Source organism: Mumia sp. ZJ1417 (assembly GCF_014127285.1).
In the GTDB taxonomy this organism is placed as follows: domain Bacteria; phylum Actinomycetota; class Actinomycetes; order Propionibacteriales; family Nocardioidaceae; genus Mumia.
This window is the reverse complement of sequence record NZ_CP059901.1, coordinates 2,442,653-2,466,475: the sequence shown is the minus strand read 5'-3', so window position 1 is coordinate 2,466,475 and position 23,823 is coordinate 2,442,653. Positions and strand designations below refer to the sequence as shown.

The window sequence follows — 23,823 nt, the reverse complement described above, 5'->3', positions numbered from 1 at the left end:
CTCGCCGATCGCCACGGACGTGCGATGCAGCTGCGTGCGGGTGAGCGACGCGCGGGGCTGTACTGCGCCGATGCTGGCTCGCGTGTCGAAGCCGAGCCGCACCGTCACCAGGCGCTGACCGCGAGCGGACCGACGCCTCGTCAGGTGCCGGTGGGCGAGGGTGGGGTCGTCCCCGTCCCTGGTCCGTCGCCCGGGTCCTTGTCGAGCTTGTGGATCTGCTCCTTCGCGACGGCGTGGGCCTTGTCGATCTTGTCGTCGTACTTGCCCTTGCTCAGTTCCTTGGCCTTGTCGCGCACCGTCACGAGCGCGTCGTCAATCTTGTCGCCGTTCTCGGTGACGAGCGTGCTCGCGCGCTCCTTCATCTCACGGGCCAGGTCCTCGCTGGAGTCCTTGAACTTCTCGAAGGCCTCGTCGAACTTGCTCATGCCGATCTCTTCCTGCCGTGGCCGGATGCGGTGTGATGTGTGTGTTCGAATCTACGTCAGTCAGAATGGTCGCCGTGAGCCCTCCCGTCGTCGCAGTGGTCGGTCCGACCGCCGCCGGCAAGTCCGACCTCGCCGTCGCACTCGCGCAACGTGTCAGGGGCGAGGTGGTGAACGTCGACGCCTACCAGATCTACCGCGGCATGGACGTCGGTACGGCCAAGCTGGCGGAGGCCGAGCGGGGTGGGGTCCCGCACCACCTCCTCGACATCCTGGACGTCACCGAGCCGGCGACGGTCGCTGAGTTCCAACGGTGGGCGCGTGCCGCGTTGGAAGAGGTACGGGGGCGGGGTGTTACTCCGGTGCTCGTCGGCGGCTCCGCGCTGTATGTCCGCGCCGTGCTGGACGCGTTCGAGTTTCCCGGCACAGACCCGGCCGTACGGGCGCGGCTCGAGGCCGAGCTGCGCGAGCAGGGTCCTGAGGAGATGCACCGGCGGCTCGCCGCGCTCGACCCCGACGCCGCGACCAGCATCCTCGTTTCCAACGGTCGCCGGATCGTACGTGCGCTGGAGGTCGTCGAGATCACCGGTCGTCCGTTCGCCGCAACGCTGCCGGCCCACACCGCGTACTACGACGACGTGCGACTCCTCGGCATCGACGTCCCACGCGACGTGCTCGACGAGCGGATCGCCCGGCGCGTGGACCTGATGTGGGAAGCCGGTCTCGTCGACGAGGTGCGCAGGCTCGTGGCCGAGGGGTTGGCCGGCGGGCGCACCGCGAGCCGCGCGCTCGGCTACTCCCAGGTGCTCGCCTTTCTCGACGGCACGATGACCGAGGACGAGGCCCGCGAGGCGACCGTGCGGGGGACGCGGAAGTTCGCGAGGCGGCAGGACTCGTGGTTCCGCAAGGACCCGCGGATCGTCTGGCTGCCGTACGACGCGCCGGACCTCGTTGACCAGGCGCTCGCGGTAGTGGGGGGCTAACGGGCCTCGCGCGCGAGACGGCGACGCAGACGGCCCAGCGCGTGTGCGTACGACAGGCGCAGCAGTGGTGTCGCGACTCGCCAGAGCAGCGGCGCGAACGGACCACCGGGGACGCGGACCACCTCAGACCATCCGAAGTCGGTGCCCGTGCCCGTCGCGTCGGGGCTGCAGACGAATGTCCCGGTGCCGGACACGACCCGCCCGAGGTGCTCGACGTCGCAGCGGTGTGGTGGGTCCCACGAGGTCACGCGCATCGGGTCGTCGAAGCCGAACGGCCCGAGCCCCGTGCGGGCGACAATCAGGTCGCCGTCGGTACGGACCCGGGTTGCGGGGATCCACTCGCTCTGGCGCTCCCATGCCGTCACGTACTCCCACACCGCCTGGACGGGTGCGTCCACGTGCAGCGTCCCCGCGAGGTGACCCGTGCCGTCGGAGCGTACGGTCACGGTCATGTCGGTGGCTCCGACCGCCATCCGGCATACCCCAGGACGATCAGTCGCATCTGACGGCGCGCCTCGGTCTCGATCTGCTCGAGCACCTCGGGCCGGTCCGGCGACTCGATGATCTGCTCCGCCGTCGACACCATGATGTTGACGAACAGCTGTGACGCCGTCCGCACGTCCGCGTCGTTCCACGTGTCGAGGTGCGGGAACGTCCGCAGGTCGATGGCCAGCTCGCTCACGTACAGGCGCAGCTCGTCACGGATGCGGTGGCGGACCGCCGGTACCCCGCCGAACCGCTCGCGGGCGACGAACGCGAAGTGCGACCGGTGCAGTTGGACCTGCTCGACGATGATCGATGCCGAGGCGGTGATCACGTCGGCGTACGTCTGGGGGTCCTGGCGTGCAAGGCGCATCATGCCGCGCAGGGTGTCGAACGACTGGTCCACGAGGGCCAGGCCGAGCTCCTCCATAGTGGCGAAGTGTCGGTAGAACGCGGTCGGGACGACGCCAGCACGCCGCGCGACCTGTCGCAGGCTGACCCCGGCGAATCCGTGCTCGTCGGTGAGCTCGAGCGCGGCGTCGAGGAGAGCCTGCCGGGTGCGCTCCTTCTGCTCGTGACGCGTGACGGCGTCGTCGGAGTCGTGCACCGGGGCACCTTATCGCGACGACGTCACGCGACGATGAGACTTCGCACGACGTCCTTGAGCACGTGGACCGCATCGTCGTCCCACACCGCCTCATCGGTCAGCAAGAGCGCACGCAGACCGCTGATGACGGCGATCAGCAGCGTCGCCTGGTGCTTCACGTCGCGCTCCGTTCGGCGCCCGCCCTCTCGCTCGATCGCGTTCAGCGTCTTCTCCACGTCGACGCGCAGCCACATGCTCCGCTCCACGAGCAGGTCCTCCATCTCCACCCAAGCCTGAGGCCCGTACGCCTCGGCGTGCGTCAAGAACCACCCGATGATCGCGTCTCGCTCGGTCGACACCGGCGGGAGGATCTGGCGAAGCACCGCGAGGAGTTTGGCATCGGCCGCGACGAGCGAGGGGTCGACGTCAGCCAGACCGAAATCGACAGGGTTGAGCCGACGGCCGACCGCCGAGAACAGCTCGGCCTGGGTAGCGAAGTAGTGGCGGAGCGTTCCGACGGCGATCTCGGCGCGCGCCGCGACAGCGCGGACAGTGAGCGCTTTCCAGCCACCCTCGGCGACCATCTGGCTGGCGATGTCGACGATCTCGGCACGATTCATCGTGGCGTCACGTCCTCTGGGGTCGGCGGGAGAGGAGCAGGGTCCGTCCAAAAGTCACGTACGGCGTACGCGAACAGCGTGCGCCTGTTTTGGTCAGACCCTTCCGTCATCCCCAGCGCGCGCCGGCGGCGGCGTCGGTCCACAGGGATGCGTGTGCAGGGACAGCGTTCCGCGGGGCCAGAGGCGGGGCACCTAGACTTGCGGGGTGAGGACCTTCGCGTGGCTCAAGGGCCACGGCACCGAGAACGACTTCGTGATCCTGCCCGACCCGGACGGGACGGTGCATGGTGTGCTCGACGCGTCGTTCGTGGCCGCGCTGTGCGACCGGCGCCGGGGGATCGGTGCTGACGGTGTGCTGCGTGCCGTGCGCGCGACGGATGCCGACGCAGAGTGGTTCATGGACTACCGCAACGCGGACGGGTCGATCGCGGAGATGTGCGGCAACGGGGTGCGGGTGTTCGCCCATTACCTCGCCGACGCTGGACTGGTCGATCCGTCCCACCCGGTGCCGGTGGCCACCCGCGACGGCATCAAGGTCGTGACGTACGCGCCCGACGGGACGATCGCTGCCGACATGGGCACGCCTCGTCTGCTGGGCGAGTCGAAGGTCGTGGCCGAGGGGGTCGCTCGGACAGCGCGGCATGTCGATGTCGGCAACCCGCACGCGGTCGCGTTCGTCGGCGAGCTCGATGAGGCAGGGACGCTGCTGGCGGAGCCCGAATATGACGCCTCTGTCTATCCCGAAGGTGTCAACATCGAGTTCGTCGCCCGACGCGGCCCGCGGCACGTGGCGATGCGGGTGCACGAGCGCGGAGCGGGGGAGACCCGCTCCTGCGGCACGGGTGCGGTGGCTGCCGCCCTGGCGAGCGCCTCGGCCGACGGCGCCGATCCCGTACGGGATGGAGAGGTGACGTACCGGGTGGACGTGCCCGGTGGCACGCTACGCGTGACCTGGCGGGCTGACGGGCACGCTGTTCTTGCCGGTCCGGCACTCATAATCGCTCGCGGCGATCTGACGTGGCTGGGATGATCGACCGCACTGCCGACGTTGCAAGGAACAGATGACTGCACACGAACGTACCGAGACAGACCACGCCGAGACCCACGACGGCGACCAGTTCGACCTTGCCGACCGCAACTCGTTGCGCCGGATCGCCGGGCTGTCGACCGAGCTCGAGGACATCAGCGAGGTCGAATACAGGCAGCTGCGCCTCGAGCGCGTCGTCCTGGTCGGGGTGTGGACCGACGGTTCCGCGACCGACGCCGAGAACTCGCTCGCCGAGCTCAAGCTCCTGGCCGAGACCGCCGGGTCCGAGGTCCTGGACGGACTGGTCCAGCGGCGTCAGCGTCCTGACCCGGCGACCTACATCGGCCGAGGCAAAGTTGACGAGCTCGCCGAGATCGTGCGCGTGACCGGCGCCGACACGGTGATCTGCGATGGCGAGCTCGCCCCGAGCCAGCTGCGCAACCTGGAGGACAAGACCAAGGTCAAGGTGGTCGACCGTACCGCCCTGATCCTCGACATCTTCGCCCAGCACGCAAAGTCGCGTGAGGGGCGCGCCCAGGTCGAGCTGGCGCAGCTGCAGTACATGAAGCAGCGCTTGCGCGGCTGGGGTGGCAACCTCTCGCGCCAGGCCGGTGGACGTGTCGGCGGCGACGGCGGCGGCATCGGCTCGCGTGGTCCTGGTGAGACCAAGATCGAGACCGACCGGCGTCGCATCAACGACCGCATCGCCAAGCTCCGCCGCGAGATGGGCGAGATGCGCAAGACCCGCGACACCAAGCGGGCGAACCGCCAACGCCACCAGGTGCCGGCCGTCGTGATCGCCGGCTACACCAACGCCGGCAAGTCGAGCCTGCTCAACCGCCTGACGCGGGCGGGCGTCCTCGTCGAGGACGCGTTGTTCGCAACGCTCGACCCGACGACGCGTCGTACGGAGACCTCCGACGGCCGCGAGTACACGCTGTCGGACACCGTCGGATTCGTCCGCCACCTCCCTCACCAGCTGGTCGAGGCGTTCCGCTCGACGCTGGAGGAGGTCGCTGACGCCGACCTCGTCCTGCACGTCGTCGACGGGTCGCACCCCGATCCCGAGGGCCAGATCAACGCGGTGCGCGAGGTGTTCGCCGACATCGACGCCCTCGGAGTGCCCGAGATCATCGTCATCAACAAGGCCGACGCCGCCGACCCGCTGGTCCTGTCGCGCCTCCTTGCACGCGAGCCGCACGCCGTCGTGGTGTCGGCCCGCACCGGCGAGGGCATCGACGAGCTGCTCAGCGCGGTCGAGGCCGACCTGCCGACGCCCGCGGCGAAGGTCGACGTCGTGCTGCCGTACGAGCGCGGAGACCTGCTCAACCAGATCCACCTGCACGGCGAGATCGACTCGCTCGAGCACACGCCCGACGGCACCCACATCGTCGCCCGCGTGCACGACGAGCTCGCCGGCGCACTGGCCCAGTACGCCTGACACGCGACGGGCGCCGACCCACCCGCAGGTGAGTCGGCGCCCGTACGGTCGGGGCTAGGCCTCCAGGGCTAGTCCTTCCCAGGAATGCCGGACGACGGCGGGGTGCTGGCGTCTCCGGTGTACTCCTCGATCGGCGCGTCACCGACGTCGGTCTGGAGGACCGGGGTCTTGTCGGCGGTCGTGCCGTTGGCCTGGATCTCGACGAGCTTCAGGCCGCCGATGCCCGCGTGGCGGTCCTCGGAATAGCGGAACGGCACGTAGTTCGGGCCACCGAGGTCCGCACCGTCCTGCTCGAAGGTCTCCACGATGGACTCACGGCTCAGGTCGTCGCCCGTCCGCTGCAGCGCGTCGACGAGCGTGAACGCCTGCGACATGCCGTACACCTTGTAGTTGGTCAGCGGCGATCCATCACCGTACTCGTCCCAGACCTTCTGCCACAGCTTCGTCCAGTCGTTCTCCGGCTCGGAGGCCTGCGGCATGTAGGTGGTCGTGTAGACACCGGCCAACGGGCTCGCGCCCTTGACGGCGCCCTGCGAGAACTCCTCGAGGAGCGAGCCGACGAGCCCCGAGTCGGAGCCGACGTTGGTGTAGAACCAGGTCGGCTTGAAGTTGAGCTTCATCGACACCAGCTGCGAGAGTGCGGTGTAGGACGGGACGTTGAAGCCCACGACGACATCCGCGCCCGACTTCTGCAGCTCGGCGATCTGCGGGCCGACGTCGGTGTTGCCGGGGACGTACTTCACCTGGGCGACGATCTGGTCGTCGATGAACTGCTCGAGGCCGCGGGTGCCGTCCTCGCCGAGCTCGTCGTCCTGGCCGAAGATGCCGACCTTGGCGTCGGGCATGTTCTCGGCGATGTACTGGCCGATGACCTTGCCCTCGGACTCGTAGTCGGGCTGCCACCCGAAGGTCATCGGCAGCTCCTCGGGGTTGTCCCAGAGGAGCGACCCGGACGAGACCGTCAGGTCAGGCACACCCTCGGCGTTGAGGAAGTTCGTCACCGCCTGGTGGGTCGGCGTGCCCAGGCCGGCGACGATCGCGAACACCTCGTCGTTGAGGACCAGCTCGTTGACGACCTCGGACGTCTTGGCCGGGTTGTAGCCGTCGTCCTTGGCGATGAACTCGATGTCACGGCCGCCGACGCCGCCGTTGGCGTTGACGAAGTCGTAGTAGGCCTTGTGACCGAGCGGGATCTCGCTGTAGCCGGGCGCTGCGACACCCGTGAGCGGGAAGTGACCGCCGATCTTGATCGAGTCCTCGGTGAGGCCGACATCGGTCGAGCCGCCGTCGTCATCACCGCCACCGCACGCGGCGACGACCAGTGCGGAGGCGGCGAGTGCCGCCCCGAGTACGAGTCGGCGACTCCTGCGCGCCGGCTTGGGCTGATGAGCCATGGATCTCATCCCTTCTGGGTGGGTGTTGCGGGGTGGAGACGGCGCAGGCGTGCTCGCCGCCATGCCGTCGAGAGGGTCCCCATCACTCCTCCAGGTGCGAGGAGCATCACGAGGACGAGGACGATGCCGTAGATCAACGGCGACATCTGAGCGGCCTGGGTGTCCGACAGGCCGCCCGGCCCGGTCGACATCGAGGTCACCCACGGCGGCAGGAAGACCAGCACCGCAGCGCCGATGAACGCTCCGGTGATGCTGCCGAGCCCACCGATCACCGCGGCGGTGAGCAGCGAGAGCGAGAGGACGATTGAGAAGGAGCCCGGCGCGGCGAGCCGCGCAACGATCGCCATGACGGCGCCGGCCAGCCCGGCGTACGCGGCGCTGATGACGAACGCCTGCACGCGGGTACGGCCGAGGTTGATGCCGGCGATCTCCGCCGCGACCTCCTGGTCGCGGACCGCGCGCCAGTGGCGCCCGATCTTGGAACGGCGCAGGTTGAGCGCGAAGAAGAGGGCGACGACCAAGCAGAACAGGCCGAGGTAGGCGACGTACTTCGTCGACGTCACGAACTCGCCCGACACCGCGTCGATGAACGACACGAACCACTCCGGCGGCCGTGGCTGGACGACGGTGAGTCCGACCTCCCCGTTGAAGGTGCCCTTGAAGTAGAGCGCGACGCTCGGCAGCGCGACGGCCAGCGCGAGCGTGGCACCGGCGAGGTACGGCCCGTGGAGACGTGCCGCGCCGATGCCGACGACGAACCCGACGAGCGACGTCACGACGACCGCGGCCAGCGCGACGACGGGGAACGGCAGCGGAGTCTCGGTGTCGAGCATCAGCGCCGTCGTGTAGGCGCCGACGGCCATCAGCGCCCCGTGGCCGAGCGAGATCTGACCGTTGAGCCCTGTGAGAGCGGTCAGGCCGATCGCCGCGATGGCGTAGTAGGCGAGCGAGGAGAGCTGGGTGTTGGTGTAGCGGTCGGTGGACTCCAGCAGGAGAACGCCGAGGAGCAGGACGGCGACGCTGATCAGCAGGCTGCGCGTGAGGTTGAGATCGAGCAGGCGCTTTGCGGGCCTCGTGGCGGCATCGGTCGTCATCAGACCCTCCTGGCCTTCGTGCTGGAGAAGAGACCCCCGGGCTTGAGCAGCAGGACGACGATCAAGAGGACGAACGCGGCCATCGTGACGAGTCCGGAGGCCACGTACCCGGAGACGACGGAGTTGACCACGCCGAGCAGGAGGCCACCGACGACGGCGCCGACCGGGCTGTCGAGCCCGCCGATGACCGCGGCGATGAACCCGAACGCGATCAACGTCTCCATGTAGCTCGGATAGATGAAGGTGCCCGTCGCCACGAGGATCCCGGCGACCGACCCGACGAGACCGGCCAGCGCCCACCCGAAGGTGAGCAGGTGCGAGACCTTGATCCCGAGGATGCGTGAGACCTCGCCGTCGAAGGCCGCCGCGCGCATCGTGAGCCCGAGCTGCGTCTTCTGGAACAGCAGCGTGAGTCCGACGACGACGACACCGACCGTGCAGACGACGAAGATGCTGGTCGGCGTGAGCGCGAGGTTGAGGTCGCCGGCCTGGAACCCGGCCATGCCGAAGGGCGACGGGAACGACTGGTAGTCGGACCCGAACAGGATCGCGGCCAGCGCCTGGATCGCCACGTACAGACCGAGGGTCGCGATGACGATGTTGAGCTCCATGCCGTCCTCGAGCGGTCGGATGACGACCCGCTCGAGCAGGGCGCCGATCACGAAGCCGGCGGCGAGCGCGCCCGCGAATGCAGCCCAGTAGGGGAAGTCCTGGTTGAGCAGCGCCAGGGCGATGTAGGTGGTGAACATCGCCTGCGAGCCCTGAGCGAAGTTGATGATCCGGGTCGACCGGAAGATCAGCACGAGGGCGAGCGCGAACGCGGCGATCACGATGCCCTGGGTGAGTCCGTTGAGCAGGACGTTGACGAGCTTTTGGATGTCGTCGGTCATGGTCTCCTCCTCAGAACCCGAGGTATGAGTGACGGAGCGCGGCGTCGTTGCGCAGGACCTCGGCGGACTCGGTCACGACGACCTTGCCGAGGTTGAGCACGACACCGGTGTGCGCGATGGACAGGGCGCTGCGGGCGTTCTGCTCGACGAGGAGCACCGTGAGGCCGGAGTCGGCGACCAGGCGGCGGATCAGATCGAAGATCTGCGCCACGATCCGCGGAGCGAGACCCAGCGAGGGCTCGTCGAGGAGCAGTAGCGTCGGCCGCGACAGCAGGGCACGTGCGATGACGAGCATCTGACGCTCGCCGCCGGACAGCGTGTGCGCCTGCGCGCTGCGGCGGTCGCCGAGCACGGGGAACAGCTGATAGGCGTCGTCGAGCGAGCGGACCGGAGCCGGCACGTCGTCCGGACGTTTGGCTGCGCCGCGGGCGCCGAGGCGAAGGTTCTCCTCCACGGTGAGCTCGGCGATGACGCCGCGGCCCTCGGGGACGTGGGCCATCCCGCGGTGCACCATCGACTCGACGGGCGCGCCGGTGATGTCGGTGCCGTCGAGCGTGATCGTTCCCGACGTCGGGCGGACGAGCCCGGACACGGTCCGCAGCAGCGAGGTCTTGCCGGCACCGTTGGCGCCGAGCACCGCCGTGATGCGTCCGGTCTCGACCGTCATGTCGACGGCGTCGAGAGCACGGACCGGCCCGTACGTGGTGGTGAGGTTGGCGATCGTGAGCACGGTCAGCCCTCCTTCGTCACGGCGACAGCCGGTCCGGCATCGAGCGAGGTCGTGTCGATCTCGCTGCCGCCCGTCACCTCGGCGCCGAGGTAGGCGGCGATGACCAACGGGTCGTCGCGGACCTCCGCAGGCGTGCCGCGCGCGATCACCTGACCGAAGTCGAGGACGGTGATCGTGTCGCAGATACGCATGACGAGATCCATGTGGTGCTCGACGAGGAGCACGGACATGCGGTCCGTGAGGCGGCGTACGAGATCGCCGAGCTCGTCCATCTCGCCCTCGGACAGACCAGCGGCGGGCTCGTCGAGCAGGAGGAGGCGCGGCTCGGCCACGAGGGCACGGGCCAGCGCGACCTTCTTCTGGTCGGGGTACGGCAGCATGCCCGGATAGCGCGGCGCGAGGTGCGCGGCTCCCAGGTCGGCCAGCGCCTGCATCGCGCGCTCGCGCAGCGCCTGCTCGTCGCGGCGCCCTCGAGGGAGTCCGAAGGCCGCCGACACGAACCCGCTGCTGGACCGGACGGCAGCACCGGTCATCACGTTCTCGAGCGCGCTCATGCCCGTGAACAGCCCGACGCCCTGCAGCGTACGGGCGATGCCGAGGCCTGCCAGGTCGTGGGCGCGGAGATTCTCCAGGCGTGAGCCTTCCCAGGTGAGCGACCCCTCGTCGGGGCGGACGAAGCCGCAGCAGACGTTGAAGAACGTCGTCTTGCCAGCGCCGTTCGGGCCGATCACTCCGTGGACCTGGCCGGGCTCGACCCGTACGCCGACGTCGTCGAGAGCGACGAGGCCGCCGAAGCGGACGGTCACGCCTTCGGCCACGAACGCGCCGTGCGGCGGCGGGTCGGGAGTGGGCTCGACGGGAGGGGTCATGCGCGTCCTTCCGAGAGGGGGCGGTGTCATCCGGGCAGGGAGGTGTGATCCAGACCACATGACGTCGTGACGCCGAACGCTACCGACCTGAGTGGGGTAAGCAAGCGCTTAGTCCGAGCGGGCCCTCAATCGTTACCGGATGGTGACTCGCCGTCGCGGCGTACGAGCCTGTGAGTCGCCGCCACGGGACGTCCGCGCGGCTCGGTAGGCTGCGTCGGTGACCTCGTCGATCTCGGAACACCCCGCAGCGCCCGACGCCGATCCCGAGCGACGCGCGCAGGTCGGCGCCGTCCTCCATGCAGCCGTCGAGGCCGTGGGTGGCACCGAACGACCGGGGCAGGTCCAGATGGCCGAAGCGGTCGCCGGCGCCTTCGCGCGCGGCGAGCACCTGCTGGTGCAGGCCGGGACGGGCACCGGCAAGTCGCTCGGCTACCTCGTGCCGAGCCTGCTGCACGACCGCCGTGTCGTCGTGGCGACCGCGACCCTCAACCTCCAGCACCAGCTCGTCGAGCGCGACATCCCGGCGCTACTCGACGGTGCCCGGACCGTTCTCTCACGCACGCCGAAGCACGCGGTCGTCAAGGGCCGCGGCAACTACGCTTGCCTCCACCGCATCCGCGAGGGCGCGCCCGACGAGCAGGGCGTCCTGATCGAGGCGCCGTCGGGCTCGCTCGGTGAGGAGGTCGTGACCCTGCGGGCATGGGCCGAGGAGGAGACCGACCGGAGCGGCGTGGGCGACCGGGACTCGGCGCCCTCGCACACCGAGCGGGCGTGGCGCCAGGTGAGCGTCCACGCGCGGGAGTGCCTCGGCGCCGCCCGCTGCCCGTACGCGCAGGAGTGCTTCGCCGAGCGGGCGCGCGACGACGCCGCCGATGCCGACCTGGTCGTCACCAACCACGCGCTCCTCGCGATCGACGCGATCGACGGAGTTCCGATGCTCCCCGAGTACGACACCGTCGTCGTGGACGAGGCCCACGAGCTGGTCGCCCGAGTCACCCAGGCCTCGACGGCCGAGCTGTCGCCTCCGATGGTCGAGCGGGCCGCGCGCCGCGCCCGGGCCTTCGTCCGCGGGCGGGAGGCCGATGACCTCGAGGACGCGACCGACGCGCTGCGCGACGCTCTCGAGGTGACCCCGCCGGGTCGCATCGCGTCACCGACCGACCAGCTCGCGGACGCGCTGGCCCTCGTACGAGACACCGCGCGCGCGTGCCACTCTGCGATCCCGAAGGAGTCGCAGGAGGGTGAGACTGATGCGGCTCGCCAGCAGGTCAAGGGGCTCGTCGACGAGGTCCGCAAGGTCGCCGAACGCATGGCGGCGGCGTCCGAGGCCGACGTCCTGTGGCTCGCCGAACGTGAGGGCTCGCGTGGCGGCAACGAGCTGCGTATCGCGCCCGTCGACGTGGCACTGACGTTGCGCGACAAGCTGTTCGGCGAGAACACGGTCGTGCTCACCAGCGCGACGCTCAAGCTGGGTGGCGGCTTCGACTCCGTGGCGCGGTCGGTCGGGCTGTGGGCGACGGAGCAGGTCGGGGTCGGCCCCGCGGACAAGGCCGAGTCCGACGAACGCGACTTCGCATGGGACGCGGTCGACGTGGGCTCGCCGTTCGACTACGCGAAGCAGGCGATGCTCTACGTCGCGCGCCACCTGCCGCCGCCGGGGCGCGACGGGATGGCCGACGCGACCGCGGACGAGATCGTCGACCTCGTCCGTGCGGCAGGCGGGCGTACGCTCGGGCTCTTCTCGTCACGGCGGGCCGCCGAGGCGGCGACCGAGGTCGTCCGCGAGCGGCTGCCGGAGATCGAGGTGCTGTGCCAAGGAGACGCGCAGCTGCCCGAGCTGGCGCGCCGGTTCACCGAAGACCCGCACACGTGCCTCTTCGGCACGTTGAGCCTGTGGCAGGGCATCGATCTGCCCGGCACGACGTGTCAGCTCGTGATCATCGACCGGATCCCGTTCCCTCGACCCGACGACCCGCTGATGAGCGCTCGCCAGCGCCTCGTCGAACGCAAGGGCGGCAACGGCTTCATGGCGGTGGCCGCGACCCATGCCGCGCTCCTGCTGGCTCAAGGGGCCGGACGGCTCATCCGCCGCTCCGACGACCGCGGCGTCGTCGCGGTGCTCGACTCCCGCCTGGCCAAGGCGCGGTACGGGTCGTTCCTCGCTTCCTCGATGCCGCCGATGTGGCGGACGGTCGATCGCGGGCAGATCTTGGGAGCGCTCGAGCGGCTCGACGCGGCCGCGTCCGCCAACTGACGTACAGGTGACGGCTCGCCGGTGTTTTCGCCGGTGCGCCGGCTCGGGTACCCCAGCGAACGCGCACTGCCCCGACCGTGCTCGCTGGGGTCGGTGCGCCTTCGCTGGGGTACCCCAGGCGCGGGCTCGCCGGCGAGCGCGGGAGGGGTCGTCGCGGGGCGGGTCCGGACACACATGTGGGCGCGAGACCGAGGGGATCTCGCGCCCACCACACGACACGTGGGGTCAGACGCGTCGCATGACCGTGGTGACCTTGCCGAGGATCGTGGCGTCGGTGCCGTCGATCGGGTCGTACGCCGGGTTGTGGGGGAGGAGCCAGATCTCGCCGTCTTTGCGCTGCAGTGTCTTGACGGTCGCCTCGCCGTCGAGGAGGGCAGCGACGATCTCGCCGTTCTCGGCGGTCGGCTGCTGACGGACGACCACGTAATCGCCGTCGCAGATCGCGGCATCGACCATCGAGTCTCCGCGGACCTCGAGCATGAACAAGGTGCCCTCGCCGACGAGCGTGCGGGGGAGCGGCATGATCTCCTCGACGCGCTCCTCGGCCAGGATCGGCCCACCGGCGGCGATCCGGCCGACCATCGGCACGTACGCTGGCGCGGGGCGCGCGTCGCCGGACGCGGTGTCGTCGAAGCCGAAGTCGAGTGCGTCGCCGATCGAGCGGCGGGCCGCGAGGACGTCGGGAAGGAAGACCTCGATCGCGCGCGGGCGGTTGGGGTCGCGGCGGACGAAGCCGTTGCGCTCGAGGACCTTGAGCTGGTGAGCGACCGAGGAGACGCTCGCGAGACCCACCGCAGCGCCGATCTCGCGCATGCTGGGCGGGTAGCCCTTCTGCTCGATCGATTCGCGGATGATCTCGAGCACGCGGCGCTGGCGGGGAGTCAGCCCGCTCGCGTCCGGTGGGCCGTCGGGGAGCTCGGAAACCTCGGCTTTGGTCATGTACTGACCCTAGTACCGGGCGGCGGTTCGATCAAACATATGTTCGACCGGCGCGTGTCGTACGACACTCGAAAGTTTGTTCGAGCGGGTCCTTCACATCTGTCGGTGCGTGTGGTTAGGTTCGTACACATGTTCGATCGAACGCGTGTTCGGCTCCGGCTACGGATCCACCAGCTGGTCAGCCGTCTCGCCGCCGTCGGGCAGGCCGTACGAGTCCGAGACCAGGAGGACACGATGAGCACCGTCCCCAGCACCTGCGACCGCACCGTGATCACCCTCGACACGCCGCTGACCCGAGCGGTGGCGCGTCACCCCGCAGGCAAGGGGAGGCCGGCGGCGCACACGGCGCCGACGCGGCCCACGGCACGTCCGGAGCGTCGTGCCGCCCCGCGCAAGCCGTCGTACCGGTTGACGCGTCGGGGGCGATTCGTGGTGTTCCTCGCGGCGATGGTCGCCTTCGGCGGGCTCACTGTCGGGTTGGGCACGCAGGTCATCGCGACCTCGGAGGCGGGCGAGCCTGTCCCGAGCCGGGTGGTGACCGTGCAGCCGGGCGAGACCGTCTGGGACCTCGCGGCCGAGGCCAACCCTCGGGGCGACATCCGCGAGACCGTCCAAGACATCGCCGACCTCAACTCGCTCGCGAGCGCGGGCGAGATCGTGGCCGGCGCGACGATCTACGTTCCTCTCTACTGAGAGCGACGGTCTTCGTTGCGATCGTGTCGCAGAGCGCTCAGGCGTGACCGTCGATGACGGCGTGCAGCCAGAGCCCGACCGCGCGCATGTCGTCCAGCACGCGGTCGCGCACGGACGGCTCGGCGTCGTCGTCCCACTCCGCGATCACCGCGTACGCGAGGGTGCGTGCCGGGCCGGACACAAGCCCGACGTCGCCCCGTACGGTCTCGATCGTGCCGGTCTTGTTCCAGAGGACGACGCCGCGGTCCGGACCGGCGTGGGCGAGCGGGTCGAGGCCGAAGGCGCTGGCGACCATGGACAGGTCGGTGTTCGCGGCGAGCCATCCGCTGACCATCTCGCTGATGGTGGGCGACAGGATCTCGCGGCGGTGGAGGCGTGCGCAGAAGTGCGCGAGGTCGGCCGCGCACCCGACCGAGAGCGTCGGGGGGTGCTCGGGGCCGCGGTCGTTGCGAACCCGGTCGAGGAGCCGACTGCGCTCCATGCCGATCCGCGTCGCCGTCTGTGTGATGGCCTCGAGGCCGAGCCGTCGCAGCAGCACGTTGGTGGCGAGGTTGTCGCTGACCGCGCCCACGAGCGTGCATGCGTCCGCGACGGGCAGGGTGTCCGTCTGCAGGAGGTGCCACAGGCCGGAGTCGGCGACCCCGTCCTCGTCCGTACGGGTGAGCGGCTCGTCCGGGTCGAGCCGCTCGGTCGCGATCTGGTGGGCGGCCTCGACGAGCAGGACGAGCTTGCCGATGCTGGCCGTCGGGAGGATGAGGTCGGGTTCGAAGGACGCGAGCACGTGGTCGTCGTCGGCGTCGCGCACCTCGACCGACCACCGGACGTCGTCGCGCAGCTGCGGGAGGGGTGGGACGGTCACGCGTCCGCCCCGGGTGCGTCGGTCGTACGGTCGGCGTGCCCGAGCGGCCGGTCCGGATCGATGCGGTCGCGCACCCGGCGCTTGAGCTCGGCGGCGTCCGGGAACCCGCCGTCGTCCTTGCGGTCCCACACGAGGTCGCCGTCGACGGCCACGCGGAAGACGCCGCCCGTCCCGGGGACGAGCGCGACCTCAGCGAGCTCGGTGCCGAACGTGCTCAGGAGCTCCTGCGCCATCCACCCTGCACGCAGCAGCCACTGGCACTGCGTGCAGTAGGTGATCTCGACGCGCGGGGTCTCGACAGGCTCGGCCGTCGTCATCCGAAGGCCTTGCGCAGCGCACCGAGGAACGCGTCGACGTCCTCGTCGGTCGTGTCCCAGGAGCACATCCACCGAGACTCGACGAAGTCCGGGTGCGCGCCGGGGCGCCAGTCGTAGAACGGGTGCTCAGCGCGTACGGCGTCCGCGACCGCGCGGGGGAGCGTCGGGAACACCACGTTCGCCTGCGTCGGGTTGGCGACGTGGAGCAGCGGTGCGCCGGTCTCATGCGTACGGCCGTCGCGTGCGAGCTCGGACGCGAGCGTGTCGACGCCCTCGCGAAGGCGCGTCGCGCGCGCGTTCGAGGCGGACGCGTTCGCGAGCCACAGGTCGTCCGCAGGGTCGAGGAGGGCGGCGAGCTGCGCGGAGACGTACCGCATCTTCGAGGCCAGCTGCATCGACATCTTGCGGACGAACTCGATGCCCGCGACCGCCTCGTGGTTGAGGACGACGACCGCCTCGCCGAGCAGGATCCCGTTCTTGGTGCCGCCGAACGAGAGCACGTCGATGCCGAGGTCGGTGGTGATCTCGCGGAGGGAGAGTCCGAGGTGCGCGGCGGCGTTCGCGAGCCGGGACCCGTCGACGTGGACGCGCATCCCGTACGAGTGGGCGGTCTCGACGAGGCCACGCACCTCGTCGACGGAGTAGACGGTGCCGAGCTCAGTCGACTGGGTCAGCGATACGGCCAGCGGCTGCGGGCGGTGCGGGTCGCCGAGGTTGAGCGTGTACGGAGCGAACGACTCGGGCCGCATCTTGCCGTCGGGCGCCTCGACCGTGAGGAGCTTGATGCCGGCCACGCGCTCGGGGGCGCCGTTCTCGTCGGTGTGCAGGTGAGCGACGTCGGTGACGATCGCCGAGCCCCATCGGGGGAGTGCCGCTGCGAGCGAGACGACGTTGGCGCCGGTGCCGTTGAAGACGGGGTACGCGACGGCGTGGTCGCCGAAGTGGTGCCGTACGACCTCGGCGAGGCGCTCGGTCCACGGGTCGGCGCCGTACGAGACGGCGTGCCCGTCGTTCGCCGCGGCGACGGCCTCGAGGATCGCAGGATGAGCGGGGGCGTAGTTGTCTGATGCGAACGCTGCCACGCCGGTCAGCCTATGCGTTCCCTCCCTCCGGACGTCATACGGATCGTGGGTCGAAACCCACGATCCGTATGACGTCCGGGCCGGCAGGGGGTCACGACTCGGCGAGATGCTTGTCGAGACGGACGAAGCCCTCCTCCATGCCTCCCTCCATGCCGGACTCGACCATGCCGTCGCGGTCCTCGACCGACGTGAATGCGGTGACGTTGTCGATGCGCGTACGGCCGTCTCCGAGGTCGGTGAAGCGCATCGTCTCGAGCGAGACGTGGCCCGGGACGCCGTCGAACTCGAACGTCCGGGTGATGCCGTTCTCGACGGACGGCTCTCCGTGATAGACCCCGCGGAACCCGTACTCGGTGCCGTCGGTGTCCTTCTGGACCCACTGCCAGCGCCCACCGTCGCGGACCTCGTTGACCGGGATCTCGGTCGTGAGGCGGTCCGGGCCGAGCCAGTTCTTCTGCATGTCGTCGTCGGTGAACGCGTGGTACAGACGCTCGGGCGTCGTGGCGAACGTGCGGGTGATGGTGATCGTGGTCGTGCCGGGTGCGGCGGTGACCTCGAGGTCGGACATGGTTCCCCCTTGGGGTGGTCGGTGATCGGTCAGGAGCCGTCGGACGAGGTGTCGGCCTCGGCGAGGAGCGTCTCCAGCCGGGCGAAGCTGTCTTCCCAGTACGCCCGGTAGTCCGCGAGCCAGTCGGTGGCCTCGCGCAGCGGCGCCGCCTCGAGATGGCTGATCCGCATCGTCCCCTGCTGCGTCCGGGACACGAGCCCCGCACGCTCGAGGACCTTGAGGTGTCGCGACACCGCGGGCTGCGACATCGCGAACATCGCCGTGAGCTCGTTCACGCTGGCGTCATCCTGAGCCAGTCGGGCCAGGATGGCGCGCCGTGTCGGGTCCGCGAGGGCCCCGAACACCGCGTCGAGCTCGTCGTCCGTCATGTTCTATAACCGATCTGTTGTATAACTGGATTGTTTTAGAATGCGCCTCTGAGCACGGCCTGTCAACCCCTCGAAACCATGACCTCCGAGGTCATCGACTTCGCGCATCCCGGCACGTGAGGCTGGGGTGACAGCACACAAGGAGAGGAGCATTTGATGACTGCGTACGCGATCGCCCACATGCGCGAGGTCTCGATGGGGCCGGAGATCGTCGAGTACCTGGAGCGCATCGACGAGACCCTGGCGCCCTTCGGGGGTCGGTTCGTCGTGCACGGCGGCACGGTGACCGAGGTGGAAGGCTCCTGGCCCGGCAACGTGATCATCATCGGCTTCCCGGACCGGGCGCACGTGACGGCCTGGTACACGTCGCCCGCCTATCAGGCGATCCTGCCGCTGCGTATCGAGAACGGGGTGTCGGACGTGATCGTCGTGGACGGTGTCGACGAGCACCACAAGGCGACGGACATCCTGACCGCTGGTACGTAACCAACCAGGCGTGACGAAGACAAAACGGACTGGCCGTGAACCCTGCGGTCCTCAAGGTGGACTGCGAAGGGGGAAACTTCCATGAACAGAACCATCCGTGTGACCGGCGCTCTGGCCGGCACCGCACTTGTAGCGGGGGTGCTGGTCGCCAGTGGCCCGAGCGCCTCCGCCGACAACGTCAGCGTCCCGCCCGTACGGACCATCAAGGGCGCCACCAACACCGAGCTGAACCAGCCGCTCGGCATGTACGTCCGAGGCGGCCACATCCATATCAGCAACTTCGGCGGGGGCTCTGTGAGCGTCTTCGCCGCCAACGCCAACGGTGACGTACCGCCGCTGAGGCACATCGCCGGCGCTGCGTCGGGGCTGTCGTCGCCGCGCCATGTCGCGGCCGACAGCGCCGGGTTCACCTGGGTCGCGAACTCGACGGCGACAGCCGCCAACCGCGTCCTCGCGTTCGGTCCGGCCGCCGACGGGAACGTCGCACCGGACTCGAAGTTCGACCCGGGGTTCGTCCCGTTCGGCATCGCGATCGACAAGAACAACAAGGTGAACGTCTCCGACAACGTGAGCACGATCAAGGTGTTCCCGCTCTCCGCGACCGGCACACCGGCTGCGGAGCGCACCATCACGAGCACCCGGCTGACCAACGCGCGTGGCCTCGCGGTCGACAGCGTGAACCGTCTGTGGGTGGCGAACGGTGGCGGCGACTCCGTCGTCGCGTTCTCGCCGGGCGCGACGGGCAACGCGACGCCGGCGCGAGTGATCAAGGGCCCGAAGACGCAGATCCAGTTCGCCACGGACGTCGCGACCGACTCGTCTGGGCGGGTGTACGTCGCCGACCACCAGGCGCACGACATCAAGGTCTTCGCCGCCAACGCGAACGGTGACGTCGCGCCGATCAAGACGCTCGGCGGACCCGCGGCGGCGCTGACGCTGCCCGCTGGGGTGTCGATCGCGTCCAACGGCACGATCGTCGTGTCCGACTACGACGGCAACGACGTCTCGTCGTTCGCCTCGCTCTTCCGGAAGGCCGCCAAGGTCCCAGGTAAGCCGCGGGCCGTGAAGGTCGCCGGCAAGCGTGGCGCGAAGACCCGCAAGGTCTCGTGGAGGGCGCCGGCGAACAACGGCGGGGCCAAGATCACCGGCTACCGGCTCGTCGTCAAGAAGGGCGGCAAGACCCTGCTGCGGAAGAACTTCGGTCCGAGCAAGCGGTCGTACAAGATCAAGCGCGCCAAGCTGCGCAACGGCAAGAACACCGTCTACATCAAGGCGAAGAACAGCAAGGGCTTCGGCAAGAACGCCAAGAAGTCGTTCCGCGTCCGCAAGTGAGGTAACACTCAGGTGGGGCAGGTCTTCGTGACCTGCCCCACCGGCGTGCCCGCCTGAGAACCTGCCCGACCCGGCGCGACGTCACCGGGTCTGGCGCATCAGCTCGACGCCGAGCTGGGTGACGGTGTGGAGCACGCTCTCGGCGTCGCGCCGGCTGCTGATCAGCCCGGCCTCGCGAAGCGTACGGGTGTGATAGCTGACCGTTCCCGCAGACACCCCCGCACGGCGGGCGATCTCCCCGTTGGTGGCACCAGCCATGCACGCCGCGAGCACCGACGCGCGGCTGCCCCCGATGAGGGCCTCCAGGGCCTGCTCCGGGTGCGCGGCGACGTGGTCCGCGGCGGTGCGGAGGAGGGGGTAGACGAGCACCTGAGGCAGCGTCGAGTCGGCGATCGTGACCGGACGCTGCCAGCAGAAGTACGAGGGGATGAGCTGGAGCCCGCGTCCGTCGAGGTAGATGTCGCGGTCGTCGACGTGGTCGAGGACACGGAGGACCGGCGGGTGCCACTGGAGCGACGGGCCGAGCCCCTGGAGAAGACCGTCCACGCCACCATCGAGGAAGTGCCGAGCGCGTACCGCCCGCTCGCTGTCGAGCACATCCTGCATCTGTCCGGCGACCGGCCCGATCACGGTCTGGTGGTAGGCGCGCAGTGTCGTGGTCAGGTGGCGACGGTTCTCGAGGCCGGTGAGTGCGCGGAGCGGCGAATGGCCGCGCCTGCGTGTGTCGAGGCGCGCGATCTCGTCCGCGACGCGACGTTCGGGCGCGGCGAGGATCGCCTCGAGCGCTGCGTCGAGGCCGGCCGCGCCCTCGCCCGGCGTCAGGAAGTCGGGGAAGTAGCGGGCCCGGGGGAACAGCGGCAGAAGCAGCGTCCGGACGGCACGACCGAGGGACGTACCGCGCAGCGTGCGCATGACGTCCGCGTGCCAGCGTCCGTGCGCACGGCGTCCGTGGCCGGTCTGGAGGCGGTGCAGGCTCGAGGCGACCTCCCACATCGGGTCGGGTGCGTCGGCCAGTCGTGTGCGCGCGAGGTCAAGCTCGCTGAAATGAATGCGGAGCACTGGAATCCCCCTGTCCAGGACTTCCCCAGGCTTGCAGACCTTGCGGTCGACGCGGTTCCGCTTTTCAAGCGTCGTCGAAAAGCCTTCCGCGCTCCCACGCGAAGGTGTGATGCTCGTCCCTTATCTCGGGACGGGCCGGTCACAAACGAACCGCGCTCGGTGTCGATCCCTCGTACGGACCTACGAACAGGGGAGAACGCGCATGAACCGCACACGTCTTGTCGGTGCCGTGGCCGGCGCCGCGCTCGCTGGCGGGGTGCTCGCTGCCGCTCCGGCGGAGGCGGCCGCAGCTGCCGAGCCTGTCGACGTCCGACCAGAACGCACGATCATCGGCACGCGGGGTGGAGTGAATCCGCGGGACATCCTGCTCACCGCGAGTGGACGCGTCTACGCGTCGGACTATCACCGGCACCGGGTCGTCGTGTACGGGGCCAGAGCACGAGGAAACGCCAAGCCGCTTTACCGGCTGCAGGGCCCACGGACCAGGATCGTGAACCCAGGGGGACTGTCGCGCGACGCCAAGGGGCGGCTGCACGTCTTCAGCGACAGGCGCATCCTTGTGTTCGCCAAGAACGCCCGCGGCAACGTACGCCCGGTCCGCCAGATGCGCCCGCGTCCCAACCCCATCCCTGACAAGGCGCGCGGAGCGTACGCCACCGAGCGGAACGTCGACGGTCGGCTTTGGGTCGGCTGGGGCGAGGAAGGCTTCATCGAGGTCTTCGCGCCGGGTGCGGGCAAGGACGCCAAGCCTGAGCGAAAGATCACCGTGGACCGGCCCGGACTGTGGGAGCCGGAGATGCTGCGCTTCGACCGCGCAGGTCGGGTGTACGTCGGAACCCACACGGGTGAGGTCGACGTCCTCTCGCCGAACGCGAACGGCGTCACCAAGCCGCTCTTCACCCTCAGCAACGCGCGTCAGTCGCACATCGACGGGATGTCCATGATCCGGTCTGGCAAGCTCGCCGTGTCCGACGGACGCAAGATCGTGGTCTATCCGCGTCTCCTCGCGCCCACGCGGCCGTGGAAGGTCCGGCGGGTGACCGTGGCTCGCTCCGCTGGGGCGGCGAAGCGTGTGGTCCGGTGGCGCAAGCCGGTCGCGGACGGTGGAGCCTCAATCACGCGGTACAAGGTCACGGTCATGCGCGGCGACCGGGTCGTGAAGGTTGCCGTGGTGAAGGGCTCACGACGGTCGTACGTGCTGGCGCGGCGCGATCTGCCCGCCGGGGAGAACACCGTGCGTGTGCGGGCGAAGAACCGCAAGGGGTACGGACCGGTGGCTCAGGCCACCTTCACGGTGCGGAAGTAGCTCGTGGACGACGCGATGGTCCTGCGCACAGACACGTTGAGCCCTAGGCTCACGTGTCGTGGAGGACCAGCGTGTGCCACGAGGAGACCGGTACGGGATCTTGCTGATCCTGCTCGCCGTTGTGGTGCTGCTCGTGCCGGTCGAGAACACGCTGCTGAGACCTGTGGTGGCTGCCCTGCTCGGGGCGGTGCTGTTGTTCGCACAGCGGACGTCGGGGGCACGGCGGCTGGTGATCCTCGTGTCGATGGTCCTCGTCGTGCTGAGCGTGGTGGCGAGCGCGGTTTCGCAGATCGCGGAGGACCGCGAGGCGACGATGGCGTACTCGGCGATCGTCGTGATCCTCTGCCTGGGCACGATCGCGACGATCGCCGCCCACCTCATCCGCGATCCGTCGCTCGACGTGCACATCGTGCTCGGGGTCATCGTCGTCTATCTGCTGCTCGGCTACGCGTTCTCCGGCGTGTACGCGTTCATGGGGGCGCGAGACGGCGTGTTCTTCGCCCAGACCGACGCCATCCACAGCTCGGTCGACTTCTTCTACTTCAGCTTCATCACGATCACCACGACCGGGTTCGGCGATCTCACGCCGCTGACGGACACCGGCAAGATGATCGCCGCCTTCGAGGCGCTCATCGGGCAGGTCTACCTCGTGACCGTGGTCGCGCTCGCGGTGTCGGGCGTGACGAACCGCCGCCGCGCCGCCTGACTCGCGCTCCTCCCGCCGGGTGAGCGAAGCCTCGACACGCACATCCACATCCACACGGACGGAGCACGCATGCTCACACGACGAATCCTCGCTGCGGCAACCGCAGCGATGACAGCGGGCGGCCTCGTGCTCGCCGACGCTGGACCAGGCATGGCGGCGGAGGATCCGCCGAGCCGTACGATCGCCGGCGACCGGGCGAAGGTCCGCAGCCCTGCGGGGCTCGCGGTCGGGCCGGACGGCACGACGTACGTGCTGCGGGCGACGAACCCGACGACCGTCCGTGTCTTCGGGCCCGGTGCACGCGGGAACGCCCGGCCGGTGCGGGTGCAGAAGCCCGCCGTGTACGTCAATAACCTTGATCCGCTCGCGACCGATTCAGCGGGCCGCCTCTACGCCCTGTCAGGGGGGCCGCGGGACGTCGACACCATCGTCAAGGTCTACCCGCGCGGCGCGACCTCGCGCAAGCCGCTGCGGACGCTGGAGCTCCTGGACGACAAGACCTCGATCGCCGTCTCCCCGTCCGGAGAGATCGCGACCAACCTCGGTGGCGACAGCGAGGTCCAGATCTACTCGCGGACTGCCCGCGGCCGCGCGACACCCACCCGGGTGATCGACGTGCCGGCGGAGACATCGGCGGGTTCGCTCGAGCTGGCCCTCGGCGGCGACGGCCGTCTCTGGGTGGCGGGCGCGACGCCCAACACCCTGTTGTCGTACGCACCGGGGGCTCGGGGGAACGTCGCTCCGGACCGTCGCGTCGCCGGTCCTCGGACCGGGCTCGGTGCTGGAGCGGCGCTCGACGTCGATGCGGCCGGACGGGTCTACGTCACCCAGTACTCGGGATCCATCCCACGGATCAGCGTGTTCGCGCCGTCGGCGAACGGCGATGCGGCGCCGCTGCGCGTGCTCACGGTTCCCCCGAAGACACGGCCGCGGTACCAGCGCGGCGACGACGTGGGTCCGCGCGGCGACATCGTCGTCCCCGTGGGTGCCGACGCCGTCCGGATCTACCGGACGATGTTCCCGACACGTGCCTCGAAGGTGCGCGCAGTGCGTGTGACCGGGAAGTCTGCGGCCGCGAAGCGGACGGTGCGGTGGAAGAAGCCGTCGTACGACGGTGGCCGCGCGGTGCGGTCGTACAAGGTCGTGATCCGCAAGGGCACCAAGGTCCTGCGGACGAAGACGCTCGGCCCGATGAAGCGGTCGTACGTCGTGAACAAGAAGTCGTTGCGCCGCGGCAAGCTCACGGTGACAGTGCGGGCGAAGACCTCCATGGGCTGGAGCCCGAAGGTGGTGCGCCCGTTCAGGGTGCGATAGG

At 69.6% G+C, this 23,823-nt stretch carries 26 protein-coding genes; 10 read left to right on the top strand and 16 right to left on the bottom strand.

The window, feature by feature from the left end:
- Positions 1-140: 140 nt before the first annotated feature.
- Positions 141-425, bottom strand: coding sequence for an antitoxin (locus H4N58_RS12025; protein WP_167003360.1), 285 nt, complete (start codon positions 423-425; stop codon positions 141-143).
- A 65-nt stretch (positions 426-490) separates the two neighbouring features.
- On the opposite strand from H4N58_RS12025, the gene miaA reads away from it, so the two are divergent.
- Positions 491-1,405, top strand: a complete 915-nt coding sequence (gene miaA / locus H4N58_RS12020; RefSeq protein WP_182397092.1) for a tRNA (adenosine(37)-N6)-dimethylallyltransferase MiaA — start codon at positions 491-493, stop codon at positions 1,403-1,405.
- On the opposite strand, the gene H4N58_RS12015 is transcribed toward miaA, so the two are convergent.
- The 3 genes from H4N58_RS12015 to H4N58_RS12005 are packed head-to-tail and all read right to left on the bottom strand — an operon-like array spanning position 1,402 to position 3,094.
- A complete protein-coding gene (locus tag H4N58_RS12015) occupies positions 1,402-1,857 on the bottom strand; it encodes an SRPBCC family protein (RefSeq protein WP_167004869.1) in 456 nt (151 codons plus the stop codon). The two genes, miaA and H4N58_RS12015, sit on opposite strands and share 4 nt — an antisense overlap.
- Positions 1,854-2,495, bottom strand: coding sequence for a TetR family transcriptional regulator (locus tag H4N58_RS12010; protein ID WP_167003357.1), 642 nt, complete (start codon positions 2,493-2,495; stop codon positions 1,854-1,856). Before H4N58_RS12010 ends, H4N58_RS12015 begins: the two co-directional genes overlap by 4 nt.
- A gap of 23 nt (positions 2,496-2,518) precedes the next feature.
- A complete protein-coding gene (locus tag H4N58_RS12005) occupies positions 2,519-3,094 on the bottom strand; it encodes a TetR/AcrR family transcriptional regulator (protein ID WP_167250537.1) in 576 nt (191 codons plus the stop codon).
- Positions 3,095-3,299: 205 nt separating this feature from the next.
- Between H4N58_RS12005 and dapF the strand changes: the two genes are divergently transcribed.
- A complete protein-coding gene (dapF, locus tag H4N58_RS12000) occupies positions 3,300-4,124 on the top strand; it encodes a diaminopimelate epimerase (RefSeq protein WP_167003352.1) in 825 nt (274 codons plus the stop codon).
- Positions 4,125-4,155: 31 nt separating this feature from the next.
- A complete protein-coding gene (gene hflX / locus H4N58_RS11995) occupies positions 4,156-5,562 on the top strand; it encodes a GTPase HflX (protein WP_167250540.1) in 1,407 nt (468 codons plus the stop codon).
- Positions 5,563-5,630: 68 nt separating this feature from the next.
- Here hflX and H4N58_RS11990 read toward each other — a convergent pair whose 3' ends face one another.
- Genes H4N58_RS11990 through H4N58_RS11970 form a run of 5 tightly spaced genes read right to left on the bottom strand, consistent with a single transcriptional unit; the run spans position 5,631 to position 10,539 of the window.
- Positions 5,631-6,956: an ABC transporter substrate-binding protein gene (locus tag H4N58_RS11990; RefSeq protein WP_167250543.1), complete on the bottom strand. Its 1,326-nt coding sequence runs from the start codon at positions 6,954-6,956 to the stop codon at positions 5,631-5,633.
- Between the two features lie 5 nt (positions 6,957-6,961).
- On the bottom strand, positions 6,962-8,050 hold the full coding sequence (locus H4N58_RS11985) for a branched-chain amino acid ABC transporter permease (protein ID WP_167250545.1): 1,089 nt from the start codon (positions 8,048-8,050) through the stop codon (positions 6,962-6,964).
- On the bottom strand, positions 8,050-8,940 hold the full coding sequence (locus tag H4N58_RS11980; RefSeq protein WP_243845092.1) for a branched-chain amino acid ABC transporter permease: 891 nt from the start codon (positions 8,938-8,940) through the stop codon (positions 8,050-8,052). The genes H4N58_RS11985 and H4N58_RS11980 overlap by 1 nt, the downstream gene beginning before the upstream one ends.
- A 10-nt stretch (positions 8,941-8,950) precedes the next feature.
- The gene (locus H4N58_RS11975; RefSeq protein ID WP_243845093.1) at positions 8,951-9,670 is read right to left on the bottom strand and encodes an ABC transporter ATP-binding protein; all 720 of its coding nucleotides are present in this window, start codon (positions 9,668-9,670) and stop codon (positions 8,951-8,953) included.
- Positions 9,671-9,672: 2 nt separating this feature from the next.
- Positions 9,673-10,539, bottom strand: a complete 867-nt coding sequence (locus tag H4N58_RS11970; RefSeq protein ID WP_167250547.1) for an ABC transporter ATP-binding protein — start codon at positions 10,537-10,539, stop codon at positions 9,673-9,675.
- A gap of 346 nt (positions 10,540-10,885) precedes the next feature.
- On the opposite strand from H4N58_RS11970, the gene H4N58_RS11965 reads away from it, so the two are divergent.
- Positions 10,886-12,793, top strand: coding sequence for an ATP-dependent DNA helicase (locus tag H4N58_RS11965; RefSeq protein WP_167250788.1), 1,908 nt, complete (start codon positions 10,886-10,888; stop codon positions 12,791-12,793).
- Positions 12,794-13,018: 225 nt separating this feature from the next.
- Here H4N58_RS11965 and lexA read toward each other — a convergent pair whose 3' ends face one another.
- On the bottom strand, positions 13,019-13,732 hold the full coding sequence (gene lexA, locus H4N58_RS11960) for a transcriptional repressor LexA (RefSeq protein WP_167003342.1): 714 nt from the start codon (positions 13,730-13,732) through the stop codon (positions 13,019-13,021).
- 129 nt (positions 13,733-13,861) lie between these two features.
- On the opposite strand from lexA, the gene H4N58_RS11955 reads away from it, so the two are divergent.
- Positions 13,862-14,425 carry a LysM domain-containing protein gene (locus H4N58_RS11955; RefSeq protein ID WP_167250549.1) on the top strand — a complete coding sequence of 188 codons (564 nt, stop codon included), beginning with the start codon at positions 13,862-13,864 and terminating at the stop codon, positions 14,423-14,425.
- Between the two features lie 37 nt (positions 14,426-14,462).
- Here H4N58_RS11955 and H4N58_RS11950 read toward each other — a convergent pair whose 3' ends face one another.
- From H4N58_RS11950 to H4N58_RS11930, 5 genes are all read right to left on the bottom strand, one after another.
- The gene (locus H4N58_RS11950; protein ID WP_167250551.1) at positions 14,463-15,284 is read right to left on the bottom strand and encodes a serine hydrolase; all 822 of its coding nucleotides are present in this window, start codon (positions 15,282-15,284) and stop codon (positions 14,463-14,465) included.
- Positions 15,281-15,601 (bottom strand): SelT/SelW/SelH family protein, encoded by a 321-nt coding sequence (locus H4N58_RS11945; RefSeq protein WP_167003336.1) that lies wholly within the window; start codon positions 15,599-15,601, stop codon positions 15,281-15,283. The genes H4N58_RS11950 and H4N58_RS11945 overlap by 4 nt, the downstream gene beginning before the upstream one ends.
- Positions 15,598-16,683, bottom strand: a complete 1,086-nt coding sequence (locus tag H4N58_RS11940) for a low specificity L-threonine aldolase (RefSeq protein WP_243842956.1) — start codon at positions 16,681-16,683, stop codon at positions 15,598-15,600. Before H4N58_RS11940 ends, H4N58_RS11945 begins: the two co-directional genes overlap by 4 nt.
- A 91-nt stretch (positions 16,684-16,774) precedes the next feature.
- On the bottom strand, positions 16,775-17,251 hold the full coding sequence (locus tag H4N58_RS11935; RefSeq protein ID WP_167003334.1) for an SRPBCC domain-containing protein: 477 nt from the start codon (positions 17,249-17,251) through the stop codon (positions 16,775-16,777).
- A 29-nt stretch (positions 17,252-17,280) separates the two neighbouring features.
- The gene (locus H4N58_RS11930) at positions 17,281-17,619 is read right to left on the bottom strand and encodes a helix-turn-helix transcriptional regulator (RefSeq protein WP_167003332.1); all 339 of its coding nucleotides are present in this window, start codon (positions 17,617-17,619) and stop codon (positions 17,281-17,283) included.
- Positions 17,620-17,775: 156 nt separating this feature from the next.
- Between H4N58_RS11930 and H4N58_RS11925 the strand changes: the two genes are divergently transcribed.
- Both H4N58_RS11925 and H4N58_RS11920 read left to right on the top strand, forming a co-directional pair.
- Positions 17,776-18,105 carry a DUF1330 domain-containing protein gene (locus H4N58_RS11925; protein WP_167003330.1) on the top strand — a complete coding sequence of 110 codons (330 nt, stop codon included), beginning with the start codon at positions 17,776-17,778 and terminating at the stop codon, positions 18,103-18,105.
- Between the two features lie 81 nt (positions 18,106-18,186).
- Complete coding sequence (locus H4N58_RS11920) at positions 18,187-19,437, top strand: hypothetical protein (protein WP_167003328.1); 1,251 nt, start codon at positions 18,187-18,189, stop codon at positions 19,435-19,437.
- 81 nt (positions 19,438-19,518) lie between these two features.
- Here H4N58_RS11920 and H4N58_RS11915 read toward each other — a convergent pair whose 3' ends face one another.
- The gene (locus tag H4N58_RS11915; protein WP_167250553.1) at positions 19,519-20,496 is read right to left on the bottom strand and encodes a helix-turn-helix domain-containing protein; all 978 of its coding nucleotides are present in this window, start codon (positions 20,494-20,496) and stop codon (positions 19,519-19,521) included.
- Positions 20,497-20,698: 202 nt separating this feature from the next.
- Between H4N58_RS11915 and H4N58_RS11910 the strand changes: the two genes are divergently transcribed.
- From H4N58_RS11910 to H4N58_RS11900, 3 genes are all read left to right on the top strand, one after another.
- On the top strand, positions 20,699-21,802 hold the full coding sequence (locus tag H4N58_RS11910) for a hypothetical protein (RefSeq protein WP_167250555.1): 1,104 nt from the start codon (positions 20,699-20,701) through the stop codon (positions 21,800-21,802).
- A gap of 58 nt (positions 21,803-21,860) precedes the next feature.
- Complete coding sequence (locus tag H4N58_RS11905; RefSeq protein ID WP_167003322.1) at positions 21,861-22,508, top strand: potassium channel family protein; 648 nt, start codon at positions 21,861-21,863, stop codon at positions 22,506-22,508.
- 69 nt (positions 22,509-22,577) lie between these two features.
- Positions 22,578-23,822: a hypothetical protein gene (locus H4N58_RS11900; RefSeq protein ID WP_167250557.1), complete on the top strand. Its 1,245-nt coding sequence runs from the start codon at positions 22,578-22,580 to the stop codon at positions 23,820-23,822.
- Position 23,823: the final 1 nt, after the last annotated feature.